The following is a 26,444-nucleotide window of genomic DNA, read 5'->3' as shown; positions in this document are numbered from 1 at the left end:
GCCTCCAACTGGGGGGTTTCGTGTTTTCTTCCGACACGCGGGGCGCTGCGGGCACGCAACACGCGCGGGGCGGGGGGCGCGGGGGAGGAGCGTCCGAGGACCGGCGCAGCAGCTCGCTACTTGGCGGCGGAGTCCGCGGCCTTCTTGCCGAAGCGGGCCTCGAAGCGGGCCACACGGCCACCGGTGTCGAGGATCTTCTGCTTGCCCGTGTAGAACGGGTGGCACTCGGAGCAGACCTCGGCACGGATGTTGCCTTCGGCGAGGGTGCTGAAAGTGGTGAACGACGCACCGCAGGTGCAGCTGACCTGGGTCTCGTGGTACTCGGGGTGGATGTCGCGCTTCAAGGTGACTCCTAGTTTCGGGAGGGCGCCGGGTCGTGCGGGCGGAATTGTCAGCACGTGAACCGGGGCCAGCGGACCAGTCTGCCAGGAGTGGCCCGCCCGTCAAAATTTCGGACAGTCGGTGAACCGGGGGCGGACCGGATCTATTCCGCCGGACGCCCCGCCCCCGGGCTCCGTACGCCGGTCAGGAGCTCGTCACGACCTTGCCCGCCGAGCCCTTGTCCCCGGCGGAGCCCTTGGTGGCGGAGGCCGGAATCGGCTTGTCCTGCTTCAGCGCGGCCCATACCTGCTGGGACTTGGCCTCCAGCGGGATGACGCGGTTGAGGTTCGTCGGGTCGTACTCGACCGGCATCGTCACCATCTTCATGGAGCCCGCGCCGATGCCCTTGAGGCCGTCCGCGAAGGACGTCAGGCTCTTCACGGAGTTGAGGTCGGAGTCGGTGGTGACGGCCTTCGTCGCGGTGTCGGCGAGGCTGTAGAGCTTCTTGGGGTTGCTGAAGACCCCGACATGCTTGACCTGGCTGATGAGGGCCTTGATGAAGGCCTGCTGGAGCTGTATTCGCCCGAGGTCGCTGCCGTCGCCGACGCCGTGCCTGGTCCGTACGAGACCGAGCGCGTCCTGTCCGTTGAGGGTGTGGGTGCCCGCGTTCAGGTGCAGGTGGCTCTTGTCGTCGTTGATCGCCTTGCTGGTGGTGACGGGTACGCCGCCCAGGTCGTCGATCAGCTTCTGGAAGCCGGCGAAGTCGACCTCCAGATAGTGGTCCATGCGGATCCCGGACATCTTCTCGACGGTCTTGACCGCACACGCCGGGCCGCCGGTCTCGTACGCCGTGTTGAACATGGCGTGCTGGGCTCCCGGCGCGTCCGCGCCCTTGGACGTGGTGCAGTCGGGGCGGTCGATCAGGGTGTCGCGCGGTATCGAGACCACGCTGGCCTTCTTGTGGCCCTTGTACACGTGGACGACCATCGCGGTGTCCGAGCGGGCGCCGCCCTCGTCCTTGCCGTACTTGGAGTTGGCGCCGGCCCGTGAGTCGGATCCCAGCACCAGGATGTCCATCGAGCCGTTGTCGACGTTGTGCGGGCGGTCGGCGCCGAGCTGGGCGTTGATGTCGACGCTCTTGAGGTTGCCGTCGAGCTTGAAGTAGAGGAAGCCGAGGCCACCGCCGCCGAGCACGACCACTCCGGCCGCCGCCCATGCGGTGATCACCAGCGCCTTGCGGCGCCCGGTGGCCGTCCTGCGGCGTTTGCCGCTGCCCCGTATTCGGCTGCCCTTCTGCGGCTCGCCCATGTCCCCTCCAGCTTTCTCGGTGGTCCCGCTACCCCCTGCCCCGAAGTTCAGGCGCGGTCCGTCGTCCCCTGTGAGACGACGTATCTCGCGAAAGAGTTGCACAACGCGCTGTGACCCCGGAGCGGCCCCGCCATCACGGACGGTAGCCGGCCCCGATCTCGAAAAGCGGTCCCGACCTGGGGTTTTTCCCTTCGTGCGGAAGATCGTCCCGGAGCGGTGCGGGCGGTGTGCTGTGGCGAAGATCTCGGCCGGTGCCGATGCGGTACGGCAGCCGGGTGGGCGACACGTGTGCGGTGCGTGCAGAGGCGGTGTACGGGAGCCGGGCGGGCGGCCGGGGCCTCCTGCGACCGGTCGGGCGCAGCGCCCCGTACGACCGGTGCGCCGCCTCATACGACTGGCCCGCCGCGTCACTTCCGTGACGGGGCGGGCCAGTTGACGTTCCGTGACGGAAGGTCAGTCGTTTCCGTTGCCGGCCGAAGGTGTCGTCTTGGCGATCTGCATCAGGAACTCGGCGTTCGACTTGGTCTTCTTCATCTTGTCCAGCAGCAGCTCGATCGCCTGCTGCGAGTCGAGCGCGTGGAGCACCCGGCGCAGCTTCCAGACGATGGCGAGCTCCTCCGCGTTGAGGAGGATCTCTTCCTTACGCGTACCGGACGGGTCGACGTCCACGGAGGGGAAGATGCGCTTGTCGGCGAGCTTCCGGTCGAGCTTGAGCTCCATGTTGCCGGTGCCCTTGAACTCCTCGAAGATCACCTCGTCCATCCGCGATCCGGTCTCCACCAGCGCGGTGGCGAGGATGGTCAGCGAGCCGCCGTCCTCGATGTTCCGCGCGGCACCGAAGAAGCGCTTCGGCGGGTAGAGGGCGGTCGAGTCGACACCACCGGAGAGGATGCGCCCGGAGGCCGGGGCCGCCAGGTTGTACGCACGGCCGAGCCGGGTGATCGAGTCGAGCAGCACGACGACGTCGTGGCCCAGCTCGACGAGACGCTTGGCACGCTCGATGGCCAGTTCGGCGACGGTGGTGTGGTCCTCGGCGGGCCGGTCGAAGGTCGAGGAGATGACCTCGCCCTTCACCGACCGCTGCATGTCGGTGACCTCTTCGGGACGCTCGTCCACGAGGACCACCATCAGGTGGCACTCGGGGTTGTTGACCGTGATCGCGTTGGCGATGGCCTGCATGATCATGGTCTTGCCGGTCTTCGGCGGGGCCACGATCAGACCGCGCTGGCCCTTGCCGATCGGCGCGACCAGGTCGATGATCCGGGTCGTCAGCACACCCGGGTCGGTCTCCAGGCGGAGCCGGTCCTGCGGGTAGAGCGGGGTCAGCTTCTGGAACTCGGGGCGCCCGCGGCCGGATTCGGCCGCCATGCCGTTCGCCGAGTCCAGGCGGACGAGCGCGTTGAACTTCTCGCGGCGCTCGCCGTCCTTGGGCTGGCGGACGGCGCCGGTGACGTGGTCACCCTTGCGCAGGCCGTTCTTGCGGACCTGGGCGAGCGAGACGTACACGTCGTTCGGGCCCGGCAGATAGCCGGAGGTCCGGATGAACGCGTAGTTGTCGAGGATGTCCAGGATGCCCGCGACGGGGATCAGGACGTCGTCGTCGGAGACCTGCGGGGTGTCACCGAACTCCTGACGGTCACCGCGGCGGCCGCGGCGGTCGCGGTAACGGCCGCGGCGTCCGCGGCGGCCTCCCTCGAAGTCGTCGTCGTTCTCGTCGCGGGGGCCGTTGTTCTGGTTGCCCTGGCGCTGACCGCGCTGGCCGCCGCCCTGCTGGTCGTCGCCCTTGCCGCCACGGTCACGGCGGTCACGGCCACCGCGGTCGCCACGGTCCTGACGGTCACCGCGGTCCTGACGGTCACCGCGGTCCTGACGGTCACGGCGGTCACCGCGCTGGCCGCGGTCCTGGCGGTCTCCGCGGCGACCCTCGGCGGTGTCGGTTGCCGACTCCGCCCTGGCCTCCTTGGAGTCCTTGGAGTCCCTGTTGTCCTTGGTGTCCCTGGAGTCCTTGGCATCGGCCGGCGCTTCGGTCTTCACGCCGGTGGCCACGGACTGCGCCTCGGCCTTGGCCTCGGACTTGACGGCCTTGGTCTCGGCTGCCGCGGGCTCGGGGCTGCCGGCCTGTGCGGTGGCCCTGCGGCGGCGCCGCTCGCCCGCGGGCTGCTCGTCGCTGGCGGGCTGCCCGGGGATGTCGATCTGCTGCTGGGCCGCGGACTTCTCGGCCGCCGCGGACTCGTCACCCGTACGGGACTTGGACGTGGCACGGCGCTTCGGCTTGGTCTCGGCCGCGTCCGGAGCGCCGGCGTCCGCCTTGGCGCTCTTCGGCGCGGACGAAGCGCCCTGCGCCTCCTTGATGACCTCGATCAACTGGCTCTTGCGCATGCGCGCAGTGCCCTTGATGCCGAGGCCGGACGCGACCTGCTGCAGCTCGGCCAGGACCATGCCGTCGAGGCCGGTGCCGGAGCGGCGGCGCCGTGCGGTGCTGCCGGTGGCAGCACCGGCGGCGGGCGCGGCCTCGACAGAGTTGTCGGCAGTCACGCCCATCAGATCGGTGGTGTCGCTCACGAAGGGTCCTTCCCTGGAGCGGGCGTCGGCCTGTCTGGCTCGGCGACCGGTTGTGCTGTCCGACTGCGGTTCAGATCTTGACTGATCGCGAACCGACGCCGGGGCGGTGGTCCGCCGGGATACGGCGGAGGGCAAGACGTGCATGGGGTCCGGCAGAGGCCGGTTCCGGAGCGTGCTCGAAACTGCTCAGGCAGGCTGTCAGGCAGTTGGGGAGGCTCCCGGAAGAAAAGGCGGTCCCTGATGGGGACACTGAGCACCGAGCCACAACGACGTCGAGTGCTGACTTGAGGTTAACACTACCGGATCCAACAAATATTCCCCCTCTCGTTCACCGGCAACCGGACGCGCACCTACCCCAGGGGCAGGACGCTCGTACCGGAGGCGTCGAGGGGCAGCCGGTTGGCCGCCCACCCTTCGCCGGCCAGCCGTGCGACCTTGTCGGCCGCACCGTTCTCGACCAGCGCGAGCACCGTGGGGCCCGCGCCGGAGATGACCGCGGGGACGCCGTCCGCGCGCAGTCGGGCGACCAGGGCCACGCTCTCGGGCATCGCCGGAGCACGGTACTCCTGGTGCAGTCGGTCCTCGGTCGCCGCGAGCAGCAGCTCGGGGCGCCTGGTGAGCGCCTCCACGAGCAGGGCCGCGCGACCCGCGTTGGCGGCCGCGTCCACATGGGGGACGCTCCGCGGAAGGAGACCGCGCGCGGTCTCGGTGAGTACCGGCCTGCCGGGCACGAAGGCCACCGGAACGATGGAATCCGCCGGGTCCATCCTGATGGCGCGCGCCGTTCCGCCGTCGGTCCAGGCCAGGGTGAAGCCGCCGAGGAGACAGGCGGCGACGTTGTCGGGGTGGCCCTCGATCTCGGTGGCGAGTTCGAGCAGGGCCGTGTCGTCGAGTTTCTCGGCCCCGCCTATGGTCACAGCCCTGGCGGCGACAATGCCGGCGCAGATGGCGGCCGACGACGAGCCGAGGCCGCGGCCGTGCGGGATGCGGTTGGCGCAGACGACTTCGAGGCCGCGCGGCTGCCCGCCGAGCAGGTCGAAGGCGGTGCGCAGCGACCGTACGAGCAGATGGCTCTCGTCGCGCGGGAGCGTCTCGGCGCCCTCACCGGCGATGTCGACGTGCAGCCCGGCGTCGGCGACCCGGACGACCACGTCGTCGTACAGCCCCAGCGACAGGCCGAAGGCATCGAAGCCCGGTCCGAGGTTGGCGCTGGTGGCAGGGGTGCGCACCCGGACGGCGGCGGCACGGAACGCGGGACCGGCCATCGGTCTGATGACTCTCCTTGTGAGACTGCGCGTCTGGTTTCGACCGCGGAGTGGTGACGGGGATGCGGCTGTGCTTCCCGGGAGAACACTCCCCCGGAGGCCCTGGGCCGGACAACCCGGACAGGCAGAACGAGCACCTGCGGGCCATCACGGCAGCAACACCGCGGCACATGCGGCGGGGTGGGTTGCCTACAGCTTATCGAAGGAAGGTTCTGTCGCGACATAGGGCGCACAGGAGGCGCACGATGCGTGTCGCACGCTACCCATGCGCTCCGGGTCGGACCGGTCGGCCGGGCGGTCCACCGGCGGGTGATGCGGCAGATCGGGAGCACAGCCGGGGCGCATCCGGTGCACAGTCCGGGCGCGCCCCGGGGACCGGCTCCTGACCTGCGGGTCCGTGCGGACCCGAGGCTACGGAACCAGGCCCAGCCGCTCGGCAGCCACCACGGCGTCGACCGGTACGGTGACGGGCTGCGGGGCTCCCGCGACGGCCCAGTCGGGGTCCTTAAGGCCGTTGCCGGTCACCGTGCAGACGATCCGCTGGCCGGGATCCACCTTGCCCTCGTCCGCGGCCTTCAGCAGACCGGCGACCGAAGCGGCCGAGGCGGGCTCCACGAAGACGCCCTCCCGGGAGGCCAACAGCCGGTAGGCGGCCAGAATCTGACGGTCGGTGACGTCGTCGATGAAGCCGCCGGACTCCTCGCGTGCGTCGAGCGCGAACTGCCAGGAGGCCGGGTTCCCGATCCGGATCGCCGTGGCGATGGTGGAGGGGTCCTTGACGATCTCGCCGCGCACGATGGGAGCGGAGCCGGATGCCTGGAAGCCCCACATACGGGGGGTGCGGGTGGCCGGGCCGTCCGCCGCGTACTCCTTGTAACCCTTCCAGTACGCCGTGATGTTGCCGGCGTTGCCGACGGGCAGCACATGGATGTCGGGGGCGTCACCGAGCGCGTCGACGATCTCGAAGGCTCCGGTCTTCTGGCCCTCGATACGGGATGGATTGACCGAATTGACCAGCGCCACCGGGTAGTTGTCCGAGAGCGAGCGGGCCAGCGTCAGGCAGTCGTCGAAGTTGCCGTCCACCTGGAGGATCTTCGCGCCGTGCACCAGCGCCTGACCCATCTTGCCGAGGGCGATCTTTCCCTGCGGCACCAGGACGGCGCAGACCATTCCGGCCCGTACAGCGTAGGCGGCGGCCGATGCCGAGGTGTTGCCGGTGGAGGCGCAGATGACGGCCTGGGCGCCCTGCTCCTTGGCGTGGGTGATCGCCATGGTCATGCCCCGGTCCTTGAAGGACCCCGTGGGGTTGGCGCCCTCGACCTTGAGGTGCACCTCGCAGCCGGTGCGCTCGGAAAGGACCTGCGCGGGGACGAGCGGCGTTCCGCCCTCACGGAGTGTCACGACCGGTGTCGTGCTCGTGACCGGGAGGCGGTCCCGGTACTCCTCGATGATGCCGCGCCACTGGTGGGTGCCCTTGGTGGTCATGGGTCCTTACTCCCCTTCAACACGCATGATGCTGGCGACACCGAGCACGGTGTCGAGCTTGCGCAGCGCTTCGACGGTCCCGGAGAGGGCCGCGTCGGGCGCGCGGTGGGTGACGACGACGAGTGATGCCTCGCCGCCTCCGCCCGCCCGCTGCCCGCCGCCACCCTGCTCGATGGCGACTTCGTCACCGCTGCCTGAATTTCGGCCCTGCTGGCGTACCGTGTCGATCGATACGCCCTGCTCGGCGAAGACCGTGGCCACCTGGGCGAGAACGCCTGGTTTGTCGGCCACGTCGAGGCTGATGTGGTAACGCGTGACGACATCGCCCATGGGGCTCACGGGCAGCATCGTGTACGCGGACTCGCCGGGCCCGGTGGCCTCGTTGAGCCTGTTCCGGCAGACCGCGACCAGATCGCCGAGGACCGCGGAAGCGGTGGGTGAGCCGCCGGCGCCGGGACCGTAGAACATCAGCTGCCCGGCGGCCTCGGCCTCGATGAACACCGCGTTGTACGCCTCGCGCACCGAGGCCAGGGGGTGGCTGAGCGGGATCATCGCGGGGTGGACCCGGGCGGTGACGGACCTGCCGTCGGCGGCGCGCTCGCAGATGGCGAGCAGCTTGACGGTGCAGCCCATCCGCTTGGCGGACGCGATGTCGGCCGCGGTCACCTCGGTGAGGCCCTCGCGGTGGACGTCGTCGAGCCGTACCCGGGTGTGGAAGGCGATCCCGGCGAGGATCGCGGCCTTGGCCGCCGCGTCGAAGCCCTCGACGTCGGCCGTCGGGTCGGCCTCGGCGTAGCCGAGCGCGGTGGCCTCGTCCAGCGCCTCCGAGTAGCCCGCGCCGGTGCTGTCCATCTTGTCGAGGATGAAGTTGGTGGTGCCGTTGACGATGCCGAGGACGCGGTTCACCTTGTCGCCTGCGAGCGATTCGCGCAGCGGGCGGACGAGCGGGATGGCGCCGGCCACGGCGGCCTCGTAGTAGAGGTCCCGGCCCTGGCCCTGGGCGAGCGCGTGCAGCGCGGTGCTGTCCTTGGCGAGCAGCGCCTTGTTGGCGGAGACGACGCTCGCGCCGTGCTCGAAGGCGGCTGCGATGAGGGTGCGGGCGGGCTCGATGCCGCCGATGACCTCGATCACCACGTCGATGTCACCGCGTTTGACCAGGGCCATCGCGTCCGTGGTGATGAGCGCGGGGTCGATGCCCTCGCGGACCTTGGAGGGGCGGCGGACGGCCACACCGGCGAGCTCGACGGGGGCACCGATCCGGGCCGCGAGGTCGTCGGCGTGCGTCGTCATGATGCGCGCCACCTCTGAGCCGACGACTCCACAGCCCAGCAGCGCCACCTTCAGCGGACGCGTACGCATCATCCGACCTCACTTCTCATACTTCTACGGTTGGACCAGTCTCACTCACCGGACGGGGGTTTCTGTCCCCTGTCCGGATTCTGAGATGACTATTTCACTAGCCGACATCGAGGCGCAGGAGATCTTCCTCCGTCTCACGCCGGACGATCACCCGGGCCTCGCCGTCCCTGACAGCGACGACGGGCGGGCGCAGCGCGTGGTTGTAGTTGCTGGCCATGGCGCGGCAGTAGGCGCCGGTGGCCGGTACGGCGAGCAGATCGCCGGGCGCGAGATCGGCGGGCAGGAATGCATCCTTGACCACGATGTCGCCGCTCTCGCAGTGCTTGCCGACCACCCGGGCGAGCATCGGCTCGGCCGTGGAGGTCCGGGAGACCAGGGCGACGCTGTACTCGGCGTCGTAGAGCGCGGTACGGATGTTGTCGGACATCCCGCCGTCGACGCTGACGTAGGTGCGCAGCCCCTCCAGTGGCTTGATGGTCCCGACCTCGTACAGGGTGAAGGCGGTCGGCCCGACGATGGCGCGGCCCGGCTCGACGGAGATACGCGGGGTGGCGAGACCGGCCGCCTCGCACTCACGGGTGACGATCTCGCCGAGCGCCTTGGCGATCTCATGCGGCTCGCGGGGGTCGTCCTCCGAGGTGTACGCGATGCCGAGGCCGCCGCCGAGGTCGATCTCAGGGAGCTCCACACCGTGTTCGTCACGGATCTCGGCGAGCAGCTGCACGACCCGGCGTGCGGAGACCTCGAAGCCCGCCATGTCGAAGATCTGCGAGCCGATGTGCGAGTGGATTCCGATGAGTTCGAGCCCGTCGAGCTTGAGCGCCCTGCGGACGGCCTCTGCGGCCTCGCCCCCGGCCAGCGCGATCCCGAACTTCTGGTCCTCGTGGGCGGTGGCGATGAACTCGTGGGTGTGCGCCTCGACGCCGACCGTCACCCGGATCTGGACCCGCTGGCGCACCCCGTGGCTCTGCGCGATGTGGGCGACCCGGACGATCTCCTGGAACGAGTCGAGCACGATACGGCCGACACCGGCCACGACGGCCCGCTCGATCTCGGTGGCGGTCTTGTTGTTGCCGTGGAAGGCGATGCGCTCGGCGGGCATACCGGCGGCGAGCGCGGTGGCCAGTTCGCCGCCGGAGCAGACGTCGAGGTTGAGCCCCTCCTCCTGGAGCCACTTCACCACGGCGCGCGAGAGGAACGCCTTGCCCGCGTAGAACACGTCTGCGTCCGGCCCGAAGGCGTCCGCCCAGGCCCGGCACCTCGCCCGGAAGTCGGCCTCGTCGAGGAAGTAGGCGGGGGTGCCGAACTCCTCGGCCAGCCGGGTCACTTCGATGCCGCCGACGGTGACGGCTCCGTCCGCGTTACGGCCGACCGTGCGCGACCAGACCTTCTCGTCCAGGGAGTTGAGGTCTTCGGCGGGGGCGGAGTAGTGGCCCTCGGTGTAGACATCGGCGTGCCGGGGCCCGGCGGGGTGTGCGGAACGGCTCATCTCTTCGCTCTTTCAGATGTGTTCGGGTGCGCTGATACCGAGCAGGGACAGGCCGCCTGCCAGCACCGTCCCGGCGGCCTCGGTGAGGGCGAGCCGGGAGCGGTGGGCGGCCGAGGGTTTCTCGTCCCCGACGGGGAGCACCGTGCTGTGGAACGCCAGAAAGGCATCGGCGACCACGACGAGCTGCCGGGCGATCCGGTGACCGGCACCGAAGGGTGCGGTGGGGGTGGGGCTGGGGGCTGCCGCGGGGGTGGACGCGGCTATGGGTGCGGCTGGGGTGACTGCCGCGGGTGCTGGGGCGGGGGCTGCCGCGGACCGGGCGGTACGGGAGGTCCTGCGGGGCCCGGGGCCTGTCGCGGACTCAACGGCCCCGGGGTAGTCGGCGAGAGCGGCGACCAGTACGGCTGCCTCACGGTCCCGCTCGCAGGCCGCGTCGTACTCGGCGCAGGACGCGGCACCGAAGCCCAGCTCACTGGCGTTACGGAGCAGGGCGCGGCTGCGGGCATGGGCGTACTGCACACGGAAGAGCGGATTGCTCTCGCGCCGCACCAGCAGTTCGTCACTGCCACCGCCGAAGAGGGCGCCCCAGCGGGCCGCGTCGAGAGCCGGCTGGTCGGGAGCCGGCTGGTCGGGCGTGGCCGGAACCGGTGGGGTGTCGCGCTCCCCGGGGGCCGCCGGGGCGTCGGGCGCTCCCCCCAGTCCGTACCGCAGACCCTCCGTGAGCACGGCGCGGACGACCGCGCCCGAGCCGTCCGGCACCAGCGTGAAGTTCAGGAAGCCGGGCCCGGTGATCTCGACCTGCTCTATCCCCCGGGTACCGGCGATCCGCTGCCGCAGGGCCTCGGCGACCGCCCGGGGGGCCATCCCGGCCGGGCCGGCCAGCTGGAGCGCCGCACTGGTCGCGTAGTCGCCCCGCCCGCCGGGCCTGGGCCGCTCGACCCTGATCCGCTCGGGGACGGGCACGGACAGGGCACCCTCGTCGACCGCGCGGCGCACGGCGCGCGCGACGGTGCGGGAGAGCTCTGCGGGAGTCACAGGACCAGCGTATGGGAGAAGGGGGGCCACTCCGCGAACCGGTTTCGCCATGCGGTCAGCCGAGGGTGCTCCCGGCCCGCCCTGCGGGCCTGCCGCCGCCGCGGGCGCTCCGGCCGGGACCGGCGGACGACGACTGCTCCCGGCACATCAGCCGGCTCACCAGCCGGATCAGCTCGGCGGGCTCGAACGGTTTGGCCAGGAAGGCGTCGACGCCGGAGGCGAGTCCGCTCTCCACCTCCTGCTGCGAACACGCGCTGACGATCGCGAGCGGCAGCCGGCTGGTACGGGGGTCGGCACGGAGCCGGGCGGCGGTACGCAGACCGTCGAGACGCGGCATGACGACATCGAGGGTGATCACATCAGGGGCGACCCGGTGGACGACTTCCAGACACTCGGCACCGTCGGCCGCGGTCACGACCTCGAAGCCCTCCAGTTCGAGATTGACCCTGATCAGCTGCCGGATGACCTTGTTGTCGTCGACAACGAGCACCCTGCCGTACGCGCCTGACACACCTACGAGCGTAGGACCGCGGCCACCGCCGCGTCCGGGTTTTGCCCACTTCCACCCCGTGCGGACACCGGACGCGGTCCCTCCGCGGAAACCTGTTCATGGTCACCCCCACTGAGCTGGTAGGGTTTCACTCGTCGCCGCCTACCGCAGCGATACGCCCCCGTAGCTCAGGGGATAGAGCATCGGCCTCCGGAGCCGGGTGCGCAGGTTCGAATCCTGCCGGGGGCACTTCCGGAATCAGGCTCTGACCAGCAGAAATGCTGGTCAGAGCCTTTTTGCATGCCCTTTACGGCCGCCTCGGTCCGGGTGGGGCCCCGCCGCCTCAGCGCACCGGCGGGCAGGGCCGGCCCATGGCCGCGCAGCGGGCCTCGAACCCCGGCGGGAGCCAGTCCCCCTGGAGCAGCCGGGGGTGGGCGGGGAAGGCGGCCCGCGCGGCCAGGACGAAGACCAACGAGGCCCAGAGCGTGTGCAGTTGTACGGTCATATAGCCGTTGCCGTACGTGTCCTGGAAGCTGCACTGGACGATCTCGGGCGCTATCAGCTCCACCGAGTCCAGACCCGTCCAGCCCAGGTCCAGCGGGTTCTGCTGCTGTCCGAAGACCGCCCGGCGGTCGGTGACGGTGAGTTCACCAGGACCGTCCGGTATCCAGCGGGGGCGTGCGTCGGCCATCGCCCTGTTCCTGCGGGCCGCGTTGCCCACGGCCGAGCCGACCATGCTGCCGATCACGAAGGACGCGGAGCCGAACGCGACCGTGCTGCTGTTCACGTACGAGCCGTTGCCCAGGGCCCGCCAGGTGGAGCGGGCGGCCGGGCCCACCGCCAGGGACAGCTCGCCCTGGTGCAGCCGCGCCCTGGTGGGGATCGGGGGGCGCTCGCCGATGCGGCCCGCCTGGAGGTCGTGCACCAGGCCGCAGGTGTAGAGCAGATGGTCGTCCAGCGTGCCCCAGCCGTACTGTTCCGCGCTCTCCGGACCTTCCGCCCACTGCGTGGTTCCCATGGCTCCCCCGATCTCCCGTGCCGGCCCCCGTTCCGGCCGGTGGCTGACATCGTAGAGATCGTTCCACGGCCTCCGTGCCCGCGTCCGGCTTCCACCGGAGTCCGCCGTACGGCGCCCGGACCGGAACGGTCGCGGTGCCCGGTCGGCGAACCGATCCGCCGGGCTCCGCCACCGCTTCAGCGCCCCACCGCTTCAACGCCCCACCTCGTGAGCGCCTCACCTCGTGAGCGCCTCACCTCCCAGCGCTTCTCCGCTATGGCGCCTCTCCGCTTCGGCGCTTCTCCGCTACGTACGTGGCGTCCCGCCGTGCCCCGCCGATGCCGCCCCGCGCCCGGGGGGCGCCGGGTGGGCACCCTCGCCGTCCGGTACGACCGGCTCGCTCAGGCCCAGGCCGGCGCCTCCGGAGACGCCGGCCAGCTCGGAGCCCAGGGACTCGGCGGGCAGCACCCGGTGCTTACGGCTCACCCGGCCGGTCAGCAGCGAGGAGAGCGCGGCCACCAGGCAGGCCGCGACCGCGAACCAGAAGGCGATGACCAGGCCCTGGTGGAAGGGGCCGGAGATCAGATGCGGGAAGTACTCCTTGCTGGTGAGGTGCTTGCCGCCGTCCGGCAGCTTGGCCAGATGGTCCCCGAGGAGCTGCTGGAGCGGGTTGTAGCCGAGGAAGGCCGCGAAGAGCACGGCGATCGGCGGGAGTTGGGACACCTGGGTGGCCTCGGACGCGGGCACACCCTGGGCCACAAGGCCGTCGTGCATGGCGCTCGGCAGGGTGTGCGAGAGGCCCGCGATCATCAGGCTGAAGAAGATGCCGATCGAGAGGACCATCGCGGAGTTCTGGAACGTCGCGGTCATTCCGGAGCCGGCGCCGCGCGACCGTGCCGGGACGGCGTTCATGATCTCGGCGCGGTTCGGCGAGGCGAAGAGACCGGAGCCGACGCCGTTGACCAGCAGCAGCAGCGCGAAGATCCAGTAATGGAAGTCGGTGGGCAGGGTCATCAGGACCAGGAAGCTCACCGCTGTCAGCAGCGCGCCGCCGACCGTGAACGGCCGCGCCCCGAGCCGGTCCGAGAGCCAGCCGGAGAGCGGGGCCGACAGGAGGAAGCCGACGGTCAGCGGGATCATGTAGATGCCCGCCCAGAGCGGGGTCTTCTCGAAGCTGTAGCCGTGCAGGGGCAGCCAGATCCCCTGGAGCCAGATGATCAGCATGAACTGGAGGCCGCCGCGCCCCAGCGCGGTCAGCAGGCTGGCGATGTTGCCCGCGGTGAAGGCGCGCAGCCGGAAGAGCGAGAGCCGGAAGAGCGGCTCGGCCACCTTCATCTCGATCCAGACGAACGCCCCCAGCACGACCACGCCGCCGATCAGCGCGGTCAGCACCCACGGGTTCAGCCAGCCCATGGTGCTGCCGCCGTAGGGCTGGATGCCGTACGTGATGCCGACCAGGACCGAGATCAGCCCCACGGCGAAGGTGACATTGCCCCACCAGTCCATGCGCGCCTTGGCCCGCACCCCGGTGTCATGGAGCTTCACATAGGCCCAGATGGTGCCGAAGACGCCGAACGGGACCGACACCAGGAAGATCATCTTCCAGTTCACCGGGGCCAGTACACCGCCCAGGATCAGCCCGAGGAACGAACCGGCGATGGCCGCGATGGAGTTGATGCCCAGCGCCGTACCGCGCTGGTTGGCCGGGAAGGCGTCGGTCAGGATCGCCGTGGAGTTGGCGAAGAGCAGCGCACCGCCGATCCCCTGCGCGATACGCCAGCCGATGAGCCAGAGCGCGCCCGCGCTGCCGTCCATCCAGGTGACCGAGAGCATGACCGAGCAGAGCGTGAAGGCGGCGAAGCCGAGGTTGTACATACGGACCCGGCCGAACATGTCGCCGAGCCTGCCGAAGGTGACCACCAGCACCGCGGTGACCACCATGAAGCCCATCAGCATCCAGAGCAGATAACTGGTGTTCGCGGAGTCCAGCGGGTCGAGATGAATGCCACGGAAGATGTCAGGAAGGGCGATCAGCACGATCGACTGATTGATCATCACCATCAGTACGCCGAGCGTGGTGTTGGACAGCGCGATCCACTTGTAGTGCTCCCCCGGCCCTGCCGGAGGCGACGACTCTGCAGGTATTCGACCGGTCATGCCCACGATGCACGTTCCCCTCTGCGCGCACCCCTGCCCGCCGACGCCGGTGGACACGGGTCGTTAGTTGACGCAAGCAATCTAACTCTTGTACGGGGCATCCACATTTCCTGAGCGCCCTGAAGATCGACTCACGGGCCGGGCGGCGCACCTCCTCCGCCTCTCACGCCCCAGGGGTCACGGCCGGTGGTGCGCGGGCGCGCGGTGCAGGGGCGTCGGCAAAGCGGCATGTCAGGCGGTACGCGAACCGGCGCTCCGGGTAACCGGCGGGGGCGCGGGCATGGGGCGCGCGCTGCCGCCCTCCCTCGCGTGTGTTTTTTATTTGTGACTCAGATCACATGAAGTGGAGGGGGGTGGCCGGTACGTCAGTACGCCGTAACGCCTCCCCCGGGACAGTGGCGTCCCAGCGGAGGCGTTACGGGCTCGGGCCGTCCAGGGCCTCACGCCGTACGGGTGGCTCCGGTGGAGGCGGGGCGCGCCGGGCGGGCCGCCTCCGGCGAGCCGGTGGCCGCTTCCGCCGCCACCAGCCTCTCCATCGGTGCGGCCGCGAGTGCGCCGCCCACCAGCATGGCGAGGACGATGAAGCAGCCCATGATCACGTTGCCGAACCAGACCATCGTGTCGACCGGCAGGGAGTACACCGCGATCACCCGGACCACACACTCGGCGACCAGGGCGACGCCCCAGACCAGCGAGAAGACCGACTCCAGGCGGCGGAAGGGCTTCGACTCGACCGAAAGCCGCTTCCACGCCGCCTCCTTGGTCTCGCTGCTCTTGACGACCCAGGGCTTCAGGCCGGCCGACATCAGCGGCTTTCCGAGCAGTACGGAGACCAGCACACCGATGCCGACCGTACTGCTGACCGCGCTGTCCTTGGCGAGCATCAGCCGCGGGTCGCCGGAGAGAGTGGTGAGCGCCAGGCCGACGAGGTTGACGAAGAGGATCAGGGCGGCGAGTGCGTTGACCCGGCGCTCCCTGACGACGCCCCACACCGTGCGTACGGCCGGCAGGGCGCTGCTCCAGGCGAGAGCGGCGACCGTGCCCATGCCTTCGTGCTTGAGGAAGTAGTAACCGCCCATCGGGACGACGACATCCAGGACCAGCGGGCTCATGCTCTTCTTCGGCTTCTTCGTCGCGGTTTCCATACGTACAGCTTGGCGAGGAGGGAGGGTGCCCCGGCAGAGGCAGCTGTCCTGTACCCGGCAGGACATTTGTCAGTACGCGGAGGGTGACACCCCAGGGGCAACTGACTGTGGAGCAGGGGCGGGTGACGCCTGGCCAGGCACCCGTGGGGCCGCTTCGGGGCCGGTCGCGCCGGGTGTCACGCCGAGGCGCGCTTCTTCCCCCGGGTACCGGATGACCCACTGGCAGCCGCTGTCTTCTTCGACGTCCCGTTCCCGGCCGATGCCCTGCCCCCGGCACTCTTCTTGGCCGGGGCCCGTTTCGCCGTGGAACCCTTCGCCGCGGCCCCCTTGGCCGATGAGCCGCTGCCGCCCGACGCCGCCCCGCGCGCGGTGGTCTTCCTGGCCGCGGTCTTCTTGGGGGCCGCCCGGCCCGAAGCGGCCTTCCGCGGTGCGGACTTGGCGGCCGCCGCACCGGACTGCCCGCTCCCGCTCCCCCGACCGCTCTTCGTGGCCGCCTTCCGCTTCCGCGCCGGGTGCAGCTCCCGGACCTCGGCGTCCTCCCCGTCGTCCGCTTCCTCCCCGCCGCGTGAGTCCTTCGCCGCCTGCACGCTTCTCTCCAGCGCCGACATCAGGTCGATGATTCTGCCCGCACCGGCCTCCGCCGCGGGCCGGGCGGGCGTCTCGCCACCGGACGTCTTCGCGGCGATCAACTCCTCGACGGCCTCCCGGTAGTCGTCGTGCAGCGAGTCCATCTCGACCTCGCCCAGGGTGTCCATCAGGGCGTCGGCCAGGTCGAGTTCGGCATCGCGCACCGTGACGGGGGTCTCCGGGGCGACCCCTTCGTACGATCTGATCTCGTCCGGCCAGAGCAGCCCGTGCATCGCGATGGCGTCGCCGACGACCCGTAGCATCCCCAGCCGCTCCCGCCCGCGCAGCGCGAACTTGGCGATGGCGACCCGGCGGCTGCGCTTGAGCGCCTCGCGCAGCAGGGTGTACGGCTTGGCCGCCGTGGCCCCGCCGGCCGCGAGGTAGTAGGCCGAGCCCATCTGCAACGGGTCGATCGAATCGAGCGGCACGAACGCCACGATGTCGATCGTCTTCGCGGTCGGCAGCGGCAGTGCGGCCAGGTCCTCATCGGTGATCGGGATCATGGAACCGTCGTCGGCCTCGTACGCCTTGCCGATCTCGTCGGCGGTCAGCTCCTCGCCGTCCAGCTCGCAGACCTTGCGGTAGCGGATGCGGCCGCCGTCGGCGGTGTGGATCTGCCGGAAGGAGACGGAGTGGTTCTCGGTGGCGTTCACCAGCTTGATCGGGATGCTGACCAGGCCGAAGGAGATGGCCCCGTTCCAGATGGATCGCACGATGGCTCCCGTCCTGTTCGGTGACCTCGTTCCGGGTCCGGCACCCGCCTTGCTCCGGGTCCGGCACCCAAGTCTCGCGTGGATGCGGCCGCGGCGCTCGCGGAGGAGAGCGCCGGAGAGCGAGCGACGGAGAGCGACGGTGTAACGCCGCCGAGGAGGGCTACGGAGGAGAAGCCGCGGAGGAGAGCCCCGAAGGGGAGCTGCGGAGATGGGCCGCGGAGGGGAGCTGCGCAGGTGGGCCGCGGAGAGGGATCCGGCTACGGGTGTTCGGACGTCAGATAGCGCTGGACCGTCGGTGCCAGCCAGCCGACGATCTCGTCGCGCGACATCGCCACCGCGGGCTCGATGCGGAGGACGTACCGGGCGAGTGCCATGCCCAGGATCTGCGACGCGACGAGTGCCGCACGGTGCGGGGCGTCCGCGGGGTCGGGGCAGGTGCCGGCGGCGACCGGTCCGAGCTGTTCGGCGAAGATGGCCCTCATCCGCTCGGCCCCCGCTTCGTGGGTGACGCCGACTCTGAGCAGGCCCGTGAGCACGTCGTCCCGCTCCCAGCGGTCCAGGAAGTGCCCGACGAGGATCGCGCCGATGTGGTCGGCGGGCAGTGCGCCCCGGCCGGGCAGCCGCAGATCGATCGTGGACGCCGCGGCGAACAGCCCCTCCTTCGAACCGTAGTAGCGCATCACCATCGACGGGTCGATGCCCGCGTCCCGGGCGATGGCCCTGATCGTGGCGCGTTCGTACCCGTCGCTGGCGAACCGCTCCCGGGCGGCTTCGAGGATCGCCGCCTTGGTCGTGGCGGCGGTACGGCGCGGGGCGGAGGGGGCAGGCATGCCAACAAGCGTAGGCCAACAGACGTTGACACGCCAGGCCGGCCCGCTCTAGCCTTGCCAACAAGCGTTGACCAACGCATGTTGGCCAACAAGCGATGGCATGTGCCCATGCGGAGGCTGTCATGACGGACACACCCAGCACCGGAGCGAACCGCGCGAACACAACTGACGCGAACACCACCGAGGCTTCAAGCGACCTGCCGACGGACGTACTGATCGTGGGCGCGGGCCCGGCCGGCCTGCTCCTGGCGGGCGACCTCGCCGCCCAGCGGCTGTCGGTCACCGTCGTCGAGCGGCGTCCGCCCGGAACAAGCAGCCTGACGCGCGCCTTCGCCGTGCACGCCCGCACCCTGGAGCTGCTCGACGCGCGGGGGCTCGCCGATGACCTGATCAGGACCGGTACGTGCCTGGACCAGCTGGAGATCTTCGGCCGGGTCTCGCTCGACCTCACCCGGCTGCGCAGCCGGTTCCCGTTCGTCCTGATTACCCCGCAGTACGAGGTCGAACGCCTGCTGAAGGACCGCGCGCTCAAGGCGGGCGTGCGCTTCCGCCATGGGACGGAGCTGGTCGGCCTCAGCCAGTCCGCCGCCGGGACGGTCACCGCCGACCTGCGCGGGACCGACGGGGCGGGTTCCACGGTCGGGGCCCGGTATCTCGTGGGGACGGACGGGGTGCGCAGCTCGGTGCGCCGGGCGCTCGGGCTGCCGTTCCCCGGCGAGTCCGTGATCAGGTCGATCATCCTGGCCGATGTCCGGCTGACCGGGACGCCTCCGGAGGTGCTCACGGTGAACGGCGTGGGCGACTCCTTCGCCTTCATCGCGCCGTTCGGCGACGGCTGGTACCGGGTCATGGGCTGGGACCGCACCCGGCAGACCGACGACAGCGATCCCGTGGAGCTCGACGAGCTCCGCGGGATCGCCCGCACCGCACTCGGCACCGACTACGGGATGCACGGCGCCCGCTGGCTCTCCCGCTTCCACAGCGACGAACGCCAGGTGCCCGCCTACCGCACCGGCCGGGTCTTTCTGGCGGGTGACGCCGCCCATGTCCATTCGCCGGCGGGCGGCCAGGGCATGAACACCGGCCTCCAGGACGCCGCGAACCTCTCCTGGAAGCTCGCGGCCGTTCTGCGCGGGCACTCCGCAGAACCCGAGGCGCTACTGGACAGCTACCACACGGAGCGGCACCCGGTCGGGTCCCAGGTGCTGCGCACCAGCGGGGCGATCATCCGTCTGGCCATGGCCAGCACCCCGGGGCAGCGCGCCACACGCACAGCCCTCACCCGTCTGCTCTCCGCCGTACGCCCGGCGTCGGACAAGGCCATCGCGAGGATCTCCGGCATCGGCATCTCGTACCCCGCCCCCCGGGGCAGCCACCGGCTGACGGGCACCCGGGCGCCCGCGCTGCGACTGGCCGAGGGGCGGCTGCCCGAGCTGTTGCGCGAGGGCGCCTTCGTCCTGGTCACACCCCCGGGCGCGCCCGGCCCCACCGGGCCGGTCCCGCTCGTCCACGCGCACTGGACGAGTGACCGCACCCTCACCCTGCTCGTACGCCCCGACGGTCACATCGCCTGGGCCGGCACGCACCCCGGTCCCGGGACCCTGGCCAAAGCACTCGGCTGACGACGCCGGCCGGCAGGCGCGGGCCACCGGTACACCCAGGCCGCACCGCACCGGCGCGGGTCGGCGCCCCGCCCGCGCCGCCCGGCGCAGCGCGGGCCACCGGCCGGCCATCCATGGGATTCTCGACCCATGTCGCCGATCACCGAGGTGGAGGGGCGGCGTCTGCCGCTCACCCACCTCGACAAGGTCCTCTATCCGGCTACGGGCACCACCAAGGGTGAGGCCCTGCACTACTACGCCAGTACGGCCGAAGCCCTGCTGCCGCATCTGCACGGCCGCCCCGTCTCCTTCCTGCGGTATCCGGACGGTCCCGGCGGCGAGCGGTTCTTCACCAAGAACGTGCCGCCGGGCACCCCCGCCTGGGTGCACACGGCGGAGGTCCCCCGCTCCAGGACCAGGGACGCGCGCCAGGTGCTGGTGCAGGACCTGGCGAGTCTGATGTGGGCGGCCAATCTGGTGGTCGAGTTCCATACGCCGCAGTGGCAGGCCGACTCCCCCGCCCGCGCCGACCGCCTCGTACTCGACCTGGACCCGGGCGAACCGGCCACCGTGGCCGAGTGCTGCACGGTGGCGCTCTGGCTGCGCGACCGGCTGTCGGCGGACGGGCTGACCGCGTACGCGAAGACCTCGGGCTCCAAGGGCCTCCATCTGCTGGCAGCGCTGGAGCCGGCGCCTTCGGACGACGTCTCGGCGTACGCCAAGACCCTGGCCGTCGAGGCCGAGGCCGCCCTGCCCGATCTGGCCCTGCACCGGATGAAGCGGGCGCTGCGGCCGGGCAAGGTCTTCGTGGACCACAGCCAGAACGCGGCGGCGAAGACCACCGCGACCCCCTACACCCTGCGCGCACGGACCGAGCCGACCGTCTCCACGCCGGTGACCTGGGAGGAGGTCGAGGGGTGCACGGACCCCGCCGGCCTGGTGTTCAGAATCGACGACATCGGCCCGCGCCTCCAGCAGCACGGCGACCTGCTCGCACCGCTGATCAACCACGACCACGCCGGACCGCTGCCCCGCGCCTGAACCGCCCGGCCGCCTGCCCCAACAGGCCATTCAGGGCCTGCGGCCGTGCAAGGTACGGCGCAGGTCGTTCACCCAGGCGTTGGGGTTCTCCCAGGGGATGAAGTGGCCGCCATGGTCGTGGGCGTTGACGTTGACGTGGTTGAACCAAGCGGCCTGCGGACCGGTCTCGAATGCCCGGACGCGTTCGTCGGCGGTGTGGATACCGGGCGGGTTCTCGTACGTGACGAAGGTGAGGCCGACCGGGGCCTGCACGATCGGGGTGCGGTCGTGGGCGGGGGTCCAGGGATGGCGATTGGCATTGGCGTAGTAACGCATGGACGTGGCAATGGAGTTGTTCACCCAGTAGATCGTGGCGTGGGTGAGCAGATCGTCTCTGGAGAAGACGGACTCGATGTCGCCGCCGTTGTCGCTCCAGGCGTTCCAGCGCTCAAGGAGCCAGGCGAGCAGTCCGGCGGGTGAGTCGCTCAGCCCGTGGGCCAGGGTGGCGCCGTCGAGCATGTGTACGGCGAGGTGGGAGGCCGAGCGGTGGTCCAGCTCGATGATCCGGGCGCGGACGTCGGCGGGCTGGTCGTCGGTGAGGGGCCGGTTCCGGGCGAAATCCCAGGCGCGGGGGCCCGTGAAGAAGTCGAGCGGCAGCCCGGAGCCGATGTGGATGCCGTACAGCTCGTCGGCGTACTTGTGGCCGAGCTGGCTGGAGACGATTCCGCCGATGTCGCAGCCTCCGGCGGCGTACTTCCCGTATCCCAGGGTCTCGGTCATCAGGGTGTGCCAGAGGTCGGCGACTTTCCAGAAATTGACGTCCGGAAAGCCCTTGAGCGGGCCGGGGAAACCGAAGCCGGGCAGGGAGGGCACGATCACGTCGAACGCGTCGGCGGGGTCCCCGCCGAAGGCTGCCGGGTCGGCGAGCGGGTCGATCACCTTCGACCAGTGCCAGAACGTCCACGGCCAGCCGTGGGTGAGGATCAGCGGGATCGGGCGAGGGCCGCGGCCGGGCTTGCGCATGAAGTGCACCGGGACACCGGCGACGCTCACCCGATAGTGCTCGTAGGCGTTGATGGCAACCTCGGCCTGGCGCCAGTCGTAGCCGTCCCGCCAGTGGGCGACCAGCTCACGCAGATAGCTGTCCGGGACGCCGTACGACCAGTCCTCGTTCCCCTCGTCCAGCGGCGGACGGGTCAGTGCGAGCCGGGCGCGCAGGTCGTCGAGGACCTCGTCCGGCACATGGATCGGGGTGGGCTCCAGCTCCAGGGGGAAGGTTCGCGGGGTGGTCATGGCGTGGTTCCTTACGGGGTAGCGGAGGCGGTTCCAGCGGTCTGTTGGCTGGTTGGGCGGCGCCGGGCCAGTTCAAGGGTTGCGGGCGGCGACGCGGCGGGTGCCTGCCGCTGACGCGGGGCGAGCCGGGCGGCCGCGCGGCAGATCCCGCCCGGCCGGCCCGGCCGTACCCGCCCTCATACCCGCAGCCAGGTCCTCCGGTCGCGGGCCGTCGCGTAGAGCGACTCGATGTCCGCCGGTTTCAGTACGCCGCCGAGCCCGGCCAGCGCCGCGACCGCCTCGCCGTCCCGCACCAGCCTTACGCCCACCTGCCCGCTGCCCCGCAACAACCGCACACCGTCCGGCCCCGCCCGCGACCCATCAGGCCCACCGGACTCACCGGTCTCGCCGGTCCCGCCGGTCCCGCCGGTCCCGCCGGTACCGTCCCGGCCACCGGGCCCACCGGGCCCACCCGCCGCACGGAAACCACCGGCTCCACCGGACCTGCCCCCGCCGGGATCCCCCGCAATCGGCCCCACCCGTACCGCCGCCGCCCCGACGATCCCCAGCACCGGGCGTACCGTCGTGGCCAGGGCGAGCGCCGCGCGCTCTGCCTCGTGGCGGGCCCGACGGAGCTGTGGTTCCGGCTCTGTGCGGCCGGTGGCGACCAGGGGATCCGCGATCCGGACTGTTCGCTTCCGGGCCGCCAGGGTCCGCACGGACAGCACCCCTGCCGGGCCGATCAGGAGATGGCCGATACACCCGCCGCCGGGCAGCGGTACCGAGTGCAGCACCCGCCACCCCGCCCCCTCCAGCGTGTCCAGCTCGGCCCCCAGCGTCTCCTGGGCGGCGAGTGCCGCGAGGGCCGCACGTCGTGGGGCAGGCCGGAAGCGGGAGACGGCGAGCCCGGCCAGGGCGGCATGCAGCGCCTCACCGGGCCTGTTGGGTGCGAGGTCGTCATCGGGATGCAGGGTGAGCAGCGCGAGTTCGGCAGGGGTGGGGACCGGTGGCGGGCCGACCGCCGGCTGCCCGGTCAGATAGGGCGCGAGGGCGTCGAGCACTTCGGCCCGGTACTCCTCAAGCGCCAGGCTGATCCGCCCCGGCTCCCGGTCGTACCAGGCGGCGGCCGTGCCTTCCGGCAGTGTGACGTACAGCCGGGTCCTGCCCTGGTACCGCCCCGGTGTGACCCTGAGTTCCGGCATGCCCCATCACCCCGCCCCGGCCGGGGGGGGGGCAGTCCGGACACCGTCCCCCCACCCGGCCATGGGAACAGCCCGGACACCGCGGGGGCAAGAACCCGGTTACGGTGTACCGCTATTACCGACCAGGAGGGGACCCATCATGATCATTTTTGGCAGCAGAGGCTATCTCTACCAGCTGGCGATACTGACGCTGGTGTGCGGCCAGTGCGGCAATCCGGCCGCCCACACGCTCCGTAAGCGCGTCACGAAGTTCACGCTGTTCTTCGTGCCGCTCTTCCCGTTCTCCACCAAGTACGCGACGCAGTGCACCTTCTGCGGTACCGAGACCCGGACGACCAAGGAGCAGGCCGAGCAGCTCCTCGCGCAGAGCGCCGGTCAGCCGCAGGGCCCGCAGCAGGGGTACGGCCGGCCCGCGGCGCAGCAGCAGGGGCAGAACCCGTACCAGCAGTGAGCCGCGCCGCCGGCCGGTGCGGTCGGCCGAGACGGTCAGGGCAGCGGTACCGGTCCAGGCGGCGGCACCGGTCCGGGTCGCGCTGATACCGCGTCATCGCAGGGCCGCCCGGCGGTGATCCGGTGACTCCCGCCGCCCCCGCGCTCCACCGGCTCCCCATCGGCGCACTGTGACATTGACGGACATAGCGTCACCCGTCTTGCTACGTTTCCTGGCATGACCGCAACGACGGCGGACGCTCCCCCGCCCGAACTACGTCTGCCGAAGCGTCGGGGCGTCGAGCTGGTGCTGCTCATCGGCGCCGTACTGATCTCCGTCTACGGTTACATGAACGTCGGACTCGCGAAGCACGACGCCGTACCGGCGGACACCCTGAACTACGGTGCGGGGCTCGGTCTGCTGGCTCTCCTCGCCCATCTCGCCGTCCGCTTCCGCGCCCCGTACGCGGACCCGCTGCTGCTGCCGATCGCCGTACTGCTCAACGGCATCGGGCTCGTCCTGATCTACCGCCTCGACCTGGAGACCCCGGGCGACAGCGCGGCCCCCACCCAGCTGATCTGGTCCACGCTCGCGGTGGCCCTCTTCATCTGCTTCGTGCTCTTCCTGCGCGACCACCGGATCCTCCAGCAGTACACCTATCTCTCGGTCGCCGCCGCCCTGGTCCTGATGATCATCCCGATCTTCTTCCCCGCGGTGAACGGCGCGAAGATCTGGATCCGGGTGGGCGGTTTCTCCATCCAGCCGGGGGAGTTCGCCAAGATCCTGCTCGCGGTCTTCTTCGCCTCGTACCTCGCCGCCAACCGCAACGCGCTCTCCTACACCGGCCGCAGGATCTGGCGGCTCCAACTGCCCACCATGCGGGTGCTGGCGCCGGTGCTGGCGATCTGGCTGATCAGCGTGGGCGTCCTCGTCCTGGAGCGCGACCTCGGGACCTCGCTGCTCTTCTTCGGACTCTTCGTGATCATGCTGTACGTGGCGACGGGGCGGCTCAGCTGGATCGCCATCGGCATGGTGATGGCCGCCTTCGGGGCGTTTGTCGTCGGCAGCCTCGAACCCCATATCCGCGGCCGGGTCGAGGACTGGCTGCACCCCTTCGCCTCCATCGACGCGGGCCGGGGCGCCAACCAGCTCGCCCAGTCGCTCTTCTCCTTCGCCGCGGGCGGTGTCCTCGGGACGGGCCTCGGGCTCGGCCACTCGATCCTCATCGGCTTCGCCGTGAAGTCCGACTTCATCCTGGCGACGGCGGGCGAGGAGCTGGGGCTCGCCGGACTCTCCGCGGTCTTCCTGCTGTACACCCTGGTGGTGGCGCGCGGCTACCGCGCCGGACTGGCGCTCCGCGACTCCTTCGGGCGGCTGCTCGCGATCGGCCTCTCCTCCATCCTGGCGATCCAGGTGTTCGTGATCGCGGGCGGGGTGATGGGGCTGATCCCACTGACCGGTATGGCGATGCCCTTCCTCGCCCAGGGCGGCTCTTCGCTCGTCACCAACTGGGTGATCGTGGCGCTGCTCATCCGGATCAGCGACTCCGCACGCAGACCCGACCCCGGTCTGGTGAGGGCCGGGTTCCCGGAGACCGGCATCATCGCGCCGATCGTGGAGGACGAACCGTGATCCGCTACATCCGGCGCGCCGCCGCCTGCTGTCTGCTGCTCCTGGTCGCCCTGCTGGCCAACGCCGCGCGGATCCAGGTGTTCCAGGCGGACTCACTGGACAAGAACCAGGCCAACCGCCGCCTGACCATCACCCGTTACCACCAGCCGCGCGGCAACATCCTGGTCGGCGGGCACAGTGTCACCGGGTCGAAGGACACCGGCGAACAGCTGCGGTACGAGCGCACGTACCGCGAGGGTCCGCTGTACGCGCCGGTCACCGGTTACGCCTCGCAGACCTATGGCACCACCCTGATCGAGAACGCCGAGGACGGCATCCTCTCCGGCACCGACCCGATGCTCACCCCCTTCCCGCTGTGGAACGAGCTGACCCGCGCCCAGCAGCCGGGCGGCAGTGTGGCCACCACCATCAAGGCCCCGGTGCAGGAGGCCGCGTACAACGGTCTCGGCCGCAGGCGCGGCGCGGTCGCCGCCGTCGAGCCCTCGACCGGGAAGATCCTGGCGCTGGTCAGCAGCCCTTCGTACGATCCCGGGGTCCTGTCGGGGACCGGCCCTTCGGTCACGGGTGCCTGGTCGCGGCTGAACGCCTCCTCGACCCAGCCGATGCTCAACCGGGCCATCCGGCAGACGTATCCGCCCGGTTCGACCTTCAAGATCGTGACGGCCGCGGCCGCCCTCGACTCGGGTGCGGTCACCGACGTGAACGCGGACACCGACACCCCCGACCCGTACACCCTGCCCCACACCACGACGGTCCTGCCGAACGAGGCGAGCGGATGCGGCGACGCCTCACTCGCGTACGCCATCGAGGTCTCGTGCAACACCGTGATGGCCAACCTGGGCGTCAAGGTCGGGCTGGACGGGATGGACAAGGCGGTCGGGAAGTTCGGCTTCAACGACGCCGGGCTGAGGATTCCGTCCGGGGTGGCGAGGAGCAACTTCGACACCGATATGAGCGAGGACCAGCTGGCGCTCTCGTCCATCGGGCAGTTCAACACCTCGGCGACACCGCTGCAGATGGCGATGGTCTCGGCCGCCGTGGCGAACGGCGGTGAGCTGATGTACCCGCATCTGGTGGACGAGACCCGGGCCAGGGGCGGCCGGGTCGTCAGCCGCACCGGCCCGAAGTCGTACCGCCGGGCGATGGACGCGTCGACGGCGGTCCAGCTCCAGCAGATGATGGTCGATGTCGTGACGCAGGGCACCGGGTCCAACGCGGCGATCCCGGGCGCGACGGTGGGCGGCAAGACCGGTACCGCGCAGAACGGAGTGGGCAACGCCGGTACGCCGTACGCCTGGTTCATCTCCTGGGCGAAGGCGGACGGCGCGAGCCGGCCCGCGGTCGCGGTGGCCGTGGTCGTCGAGGACGCGTCGGCCCACCGCGCCGACATCACGGGCGGCGGCTTCGCGGCTCCGATCGCACGGGCGGTCATGCGGGCGGCGTTGCAGCACTGACGGGGCGGCGTTGCAGCACTGCCGGCGGGACACCGGGACGGAGTGAGGGC

21 protein-coding genes and 1 tRNA gene are annotated in these 26,444 nt (G+C 70.7%); 6 read left to right on the top strand and 16 right to left on the bottom strand.

Annotated features, from left to right (window positions below):
- Positions 1 to 116 precede the first annotated feature (116 nt).
- The 9 genes from rpmE to ACFXBC_RS00310 form a co-directional block, all read right to left on the bottom strand.
- On the bottom strand, positions 117 to 344 hold the full coding sequence (gene rpmE, locus ACFXBC_RS00350) for a 50S ribosomal protein L31 (RefSeq protein WP_385016645.1): 228 nt from the start codon (positions 342 to 344) through the stop codon (positions 117 to 119).
- Between the two features lie 181 nt (positions 345 to 525).
- Complete coding sequence (locus ACFXBC_RS00345) at positions 526 to 1,629, bottom strand: LCP family protein (protein WP_385016642.1); 1,104 nt, start codon at positions 1,627 to 1,629, stop codon at positions 526 to 528.
- Positions 1,630 to 2,082: 453 nt separating this feature from the next.
- Positions 2,083 to 4,191 carry a transcription termination factor Rho gene (gene rho, locus ACFXBC_RS00340; RefSeq protein ID WP_385016639.1) on the bottom strand — a complete coding sequence of 703 codons (2,109 nt, stop codon included), beginning with the start codon at positions 4,189 to 4,191 and terminating at the stop codon, positions 2,083 to 2,085.
- Between the two features lie 350 nt (positions 4,192 to 4,541).
- Entirely contained in the window at positions 4,542 to 5,456 is a 915-nt protein-coding gene (thrB, locus tag ACFXBC_RS00335; RefSeq protein WP_385016637.1) for a homoserine kinase, read from the bottom strand.
- Positions 5,457 to 5,867: 411 nt separating this feature from the next.
- A complete protein-coding gene (thrC, locus tag ACFXBC_RS00330; protein WP_385016634.1) occupies positions 5,868 to 6,941 on the bottom strand; it encodes a threonine synthase in 1,074 nt (357 codons plus the stop codon).
- Positions 6,942 to 6,947: 6 nt separating this feature from the next.
- On the bottom strand, positions 6,948 to 8,303 hold the full coding sequence (locus tag ACFXBC_RS00325; protein WP_385016631.1) for a homoserine dehydrogenase: 1,356 nt from the start codon (positions 8,301 to 8,303) through the stop codon (positions 6,948 to 6,950).
- Positions 8,304 to 8,397: 94 nt separating this feature from the next.
- Positions 8,398 to 9,789 carry a diaminopimelate decarboxylase gene (gene lysA / locus ACFXBC_RS00320; RefSeq protein WP_385016628.1) on the bottom strand — a complete coding sequence of 464 codons (1,392 nt, stop codon included), beginning with the start codon at positions 9,787 to 9,789 and terminating at the stop codon, positions 8,398 to 8,400.
- Positions 9,790 to 9,801: 12 nt separating this feature from the next.
- Entirely contained in the window at positions 9,802 to 10,824 is a 1,023-nt protein-coding gene (locus ACFXBC_RS00315) for a DALR anticodon-binding domain-containing protein (protein WP_385016625.1), read from the bottom strand.
- A gap of 55 nt (positions 10,825 to 10,879) precedes the next feature.
- Positions 10,880 to 11,335, bottom strand: coding sequence for a response regulator (locus tag ACFXBC_RS00310; RefSeq protein WP_385016623.1), 456 nt, complete (start codon positions 11,333 to 11,335; stop codon positions 10,880 to 10,882).
- 156 nt (positions 11,336 to 11,491) lie between these two features.
- Between ACFXBC_RS00310 and ACFXBC_RS00305 the strand changes: the two genes are divergently transcribed.
- Positions 11,492 to 11,563 (top strand) — tRNA-Arg (locus ACFXBC_RS00305).
- Positions 11,564 to 11,657: 94 nt separating this feature from the next.
- On the opposite strand, the gene ACFXBC_RS00300 is transcribed toward ACFXBC_RS00305, so the two are convergent.
- From ACFXBC_RS00300 to ACFXBC_RS00280, 5 genes are all read right to left on the bottom strand, one after another.
- Positions 11,658 to 12,332 carry a hypothetical protein gene (locus tag ACFXBC_RS00300; RefSeq protein WP_385016621.1) on the bottom strand — a complete coding sequence of 225 codons (675 nt, stop codon included), beginning with the start codon at positions 12,330 to 12,332 and terminating at the stop codon, positions 11,658 to 11,660.
- A gap of 285 nt (positions 12,333 to 12,617) precedes the next feature.
- Positions 12,618 to 14,468 carry an MFS transporter gene (locus ACFXBC_RS00295; RefSeq protein ID WP_385016618.1) on the bottom strand — a complete coding sequence of 617 codons (1,851 nt, stop codon included), beginning with the start codon at positions 14,466 to 14,468 and terminating at the stop codon, positions 12,618 to 12,620.
- 440 nt (positions 14,469 to 14,908) lie between these two features.
- Positions 14,909 to 15,613: a VC0807 family protein gene (locus ACFXBC_RS00290; protein WP_385016615.1), complete on the bottom strand. Its 705-nt coding sequence runs from the start codon at positions 15,611 to 15,613 to the stop codon at positions 14,909 to 14,911.
- 176 nt (positions 15,614 to 15,789) lie between these two features.
- Positions 15,790 to 16,953, bottom strand: a complete 1,164-nt coding sequence (locus tag ACFXBC_RS00285) for a Ku protein (RefSeq protein ID WP_385016612.1) — start codon at positions 16,951 to 16,953, stop codon at positions 15,790 to 15,792.
- 257 nt (positions 16,954 to 17,210) lie between these two features.
- Entirely contained in the window at positions 17,211 to 17,783 is a 573-nt protein-coding gene (locus tag ACFXBC_RS00280) for a TetR family transcriptional regulator (RefSeq protein WP_385016609.1), read from the bottom strand.
- Between the two features lie 122 nt (positions 17,784 to 17,905).
- Here ACFXBC_RS00280 and ACFXBC_RS00275 point away from each other — a divergent pair, with 122 nt between their 5' ends.
- Both ACFXBC_RS00275 and ligD read left to right on the top strand, forming a co-directional pair.
- Entirely contained in the window at positions 17,906 to 19,405 is a 1,500-nt protein-coding gene (locus ACFXBC_RS00275; protein ID WP_385016607.1) for an FAD-dependent monooxygenase, read from the top strand.
- Between the two features lie 129 nt (positions 19,406 to 19,534).
- A complete protein-coding gene (ligD, locus tag ACFXBC_RS00270) occupies positions 19,535 to 20,425 on the top strand; it encodes a non-homologous end-joining DNA ligase (protein WP_385016604.1) in 891 nt (296 codons plus the stop codon).
- Positions 20,426 to 20,455: 30 nt separating this feature from the next.
- Here ligD and ACFXBC_RS00265 read toward each other — a convergent pair whose 3' ends face one another.
- Complete coding sequence (locus ACFXBC_RS00265; RefSeq protein ID WP_385016602.1) at positions 20,456 to 21,697, bottom strand: epoxide hydrolase family protein; 1,242 nt, start codon at positions 21,695 to 21,697, stop codon at positions 20,456 to 20,458.
- A gap of 176 nt (positions 21,698 to 21,873) precedes the next feature.
- Positions 21,874 to 22,878, bottom strand: a complete 1,005-nt coding sequence (locus ACFXBC_RS00260) for an NERD domain-containing protein (RefSeq protein ID WP_385016599.1) — start codon at positions 22,876 to 22,878, stop codon at positions 21,874 to 21,876.
- A gap of 139 nt (positions 22,879 to 23,017) precedes the next feature.
- Between ACFXBC_RS00260 and ACFXBC_RS00255 the strand changes: the two genes are divergently transcribed.
- The 3 genes from ACFXBC_RS00255 to ACFXBC_RS00245 all read left to right on the top strand — a co-directional run bounded on the left by ACFXBC_RS00255 (position 23,018) and on the right by ACFXBC_RS00245 (position 26,394).
- Positions 23,018 to 23,329 (top strand): zinc-ribbon domain-containing protein, encoded by a 312-nt coding sequence (locus ACFXBC_RS00255; RefSeq protein WP_385016597.1) that lies wholly within the window; start codon positions 23,018 to 23,020, stop codon positions 23,327 to 23,329.
- A 216-nt stretch (positions 23,330 to 23,545) separates the two neighbouring features.
- Positions 23,546 to 24,940, top strand: a complete 1,395-nt coding sequence (locus ACFXBC_RS00250; protein ID WP_385016594.1) for an FtsW/RodA/SpoVE family cell cycle protein — start codon at positions 23,546 to 23,548, stop codon at positions 24,938 to 24,940.
- The gene (locus ACFXBC_RS00245) at positions 24,937 to 26,394 is read left to right on the top strand and encodes a penicillin-binding transpeptidase domain-containing protein (protein ID WP_385016591.1); all 1,458 of its coding nucleotides are present in this window, start codon (positions 24,937 to 24,939) and stop codon (positions 26,392 to 26,394) included. The genes ACFXBC_RS00250 and ACFXBC_RS00245 overlap by 4 nt, the downstream gene beginning before the upstream one ends.
- Positions 26,395 to 26,444: the final 50 nt, after the last annotated feature.

The organism is Streptomyces sp. NPDC059398, assembly GCF_042751845.1.
Taxonomy (GTDB): domain Bacteria; phylum Actinomycetota; class Actinomycetes; order Streptomycetales; family Streptomycetaceae; genus Streptomyces.
This window is presented reverse-complemented; position numbering and strand designations above follow the sequence as displayed.